The sequence below is a fragment of the Gemmatimonadaceae bacterium genome (assembly GCA_036003045.1).
Taxonomy (GTDB): Bacteria; Gemmatimonadota; Gemmatimonadetes; order Gemmatimonadales; family Gemmatimonadaceae; genus JAQBQB01.
Map to the genome: position 1 here is coordinate 1 of DASYSS010000066.1, position 2,511 is coordinate 2,511.

The 2,511-nt window shown below is 66.0% G+C and carries 4 protein-coding genes; all 4 read right to left on the minus strand.

What is annotated here, in order from left to right:
- Positions 1-354: hypothetical protein (locus tag VGQ44_16660; protein ID HEV8448464.1), on the minus strand; the 354-nt coding region annotated here is incomplete at its 3' end.
- Positions 354-1,112, minus strand: a complete 759-nt coding sequence (locus tag VGQ44_16665; GenBank protein HEV8448465.1) for a TatD family hydrolase — start codon at positions 1,110-1,112, stop codon at positions 354-356. The genes VGQ44_16665 and VGQ44_16660, both read right to left, overlap by 1 nt.
- Complete coding sequence (locus VGQ44_16670; GenBank protein HEV8448466.1) at positions 1,109-2,272, minus strand: thiolase family protein; 1,164 nt, start codon at positions 2,270-2,272, stop codon at positions 1,109-1,111. The genes VGQ44_16665 and VGQ44_16670 overlap by 4 nt, the downstream gene beginning before the upstream one ends.
- Before the next feature lie 52 nt (positions 2,273-2,324).
- Positions 2,325-2,511 (minus strand): hypothetical protein (locus VGQ44_16675; protein ID HEV8448467.1); only part of this gene is annotated, 187 nt, incomplete at its 5' end.

Here is a 2,511-nt window from a genome sequence, read left to right on the forward strand (position 1 = left end):
GATGTCGTCCGGATGGCCGGTGCTGAGCGCCTGGAGCCGCGCTCCCCAACGCGAGCCGTCGTAGTCGACCGCGTTGACTCCCTTCACGTCGGCCGACTCGAACAGCGCGATCACCGCGAGCGACTGCGGCGTCACTTTGCCATTCCGCGACCATGCGAAGGCGTAGTTCAGCGGCTCGTAGAAGTTGACGAGGTGCTTGCGGTAGTCGCTGAAGTCGGGCCACCGCAGATCGTCATCGCGTCCCGCCTCCACGAGCGTGCGAATCGTCGTCGGACCGGCGTCCTGCGCAATGATCGGAACGGTGATCGGAACGGTGACAACTGTTGCCAGGAGAAACGCGATGACGGACTTCATCACCTCGGCAGATTAACCGAGAACGCGCGCTCGAAGTTCGATGTGGTCTTTTCCGCCACGTATTCGAGCGATTCCTGCCACAAAGTCGCGAGCAGCTCCGCGACCTTCACCACAAACGCCGGCTCGTTCTCCTTCCCGCGATACGGCACCGGCGCGAGAAACGGCGTGTCGGTCTCGATCAGCACGCGGTCGTGCGGCAGGGCCTTCGCGACCCCGCGCAGCATCTCCGCGCTCCGGAACGTGACGATGCCCGAAAACGAGATGAAGAACCCCGCCGCCACGAGCTTCTCCGCCACGTCGAGCGACTCCGTGTACGAGTGCAGAATCCCGCGGGCGCCGCTGCGCAGCAGGATCTCGACGCAGTCATCCGTCGACTCGCGGTTGTGCACGATGATCGGCTTGCCGAGCTTCTTCGCGAGCGCGATGTGCCGTTCGAAGACGGCGATCTGCGTCTCGCGCGGCGAGTGCATGTAGTGATAGTCGAGCCCGCACTCCCCGATCGCGACGACCTTCGGATCGCCGGCCAGCCGTTCGATTTCCGCAAACGCGGCGTCGTCGCAGTCCTTCGCCTCGTGCGGATGAAACCCCACCGCGCACCAGACGTCGTCGCGCCCATTCGCCACCGCAATCGCCTGCGGCGCATCCTCCAGCTTCGTCCCCGGAACGACGAACCCCCGCACCCCGCCCCCGCGCGCGCGCTCCAGCACGGCATCGGCCGCGGACATCGTGAGGTGGCAGTGGGAGTCAGTGAACTTCACACCCGCTCCACCAGCATCGACAGCCCCATGCCGCCGCTGATGCAGAGCGTGGCGAGGCCGAGGCGTTTGTCGTGGGCTTGGAGGGCGTGGAGGAGCGTGGTCGTGATCCGGGCGCCGGTGGCGCCGATCGGGTGGCCGAGGGCGATCGCGCCGCCGTGGACGTTCAGCTTTGACGGATCGAAGTGCAGTTCGCGATCGCAGGCGATGACTTGGGCGGCGAAGGCTTCATTCAGTTCGATGAGGTCGATGTCGTCGAGCTTGATGCCGGTTTCGGCGAGGAGCTTGCGCGTTGCGGGGACCGGACCGATGCCCATGACCTTCGGATCGACGCCGGCCTGCGCGTAGCCGACGATCCGCGCCATCGGTTTCAGGTTATGCAGCTTGACCGTCGCCTCGCTCGCTACAAGCATTGTTGACGCGCCGTCGGTGATGCCGCTCGAGTTGCCGGCGTGCACCGTGCCGTTCTTGCGAAAGACCGGCGGCAATTTCGCCAGCGACCCGAGGTCGGTCTCGAAGCGCGGGTGCTCATCGTGATCGAGCTGCGGGAGCGGCACCATCTCGTCCGCGAAGCGGTGCTGCTCGTACGCGCGCGCCGCTTTCTGCTGCGACTCCATCGCGAAGCGGTCCTGCTCGTCGCGCGTGATCGCGTATCGGTCGGCGAGCGTCTCCGCCGTCGCGCCCATCATCTCGTCGGCGAGCGGACAGAGAAAACCGTCGCGGTACATGCCGTCGACGACTTCCGCATTGCCCATGCGCATGCCCCATCGGACGCGCGGAAGGAGGTACGGCGTGTTCGACATCGACTCCGTGCCGCCTGCCAGGAGCACCTTCGCGCGCCCGAGGCGGATCTCGTCGGCGCCGTTCATGATCGCGCGGAGCGCCGAGCCGCACGCCTGATTCACCGTGTACGCCGGCGTCTCGTGGGGCAGCCCGGCACGTACCGAGACTTGCCGTGCCGCGTTCGGCCCGACACCCGCCTGCCGCGCGTTGCCGAAAATTGTCTCGTCGATCGCGGCCGGATCGATGCCCGACCGCTCGATCGTCGCTTTCGCCGACGCGACGCCGAGGTCCGGGGCGGTGAGTTTCGCGAGCGCCCCGCCGAACTTGCCGATCGGCGTTCGGACGGCGGCGATGAGGAAGATGTCTTCTGAGAGTTGCATAGCGGCAGAGTGGCAGAGGTGCAGAGTTGGACTCTGTCCCTATGCCACTCTGTCACTCTGAAACTAGCGACCGAACGGTCGCATAGTACGTCTCCACTGCTTCCAACAATTCTCGCTTCCCGATCTTCTCATTCGCGCCGTGGGCGTCGAGGATCGAGCCGGGGCCGAAGAGCATCGGCTTGCCGAGGGCGCCGAGGTGCGGGACGTCCGTGTTGAACGAGACGACGACTGACTCCGCG

Coding starts and splice junctions, on each gene's coding strand:
- VGQ44_16670 (HEV8448466.1), bottom strand. CDS start 2,272: ATGCAACTCTCAGAAGACATCTTCCTCATCGCCGCCGTCCGAACGCCG.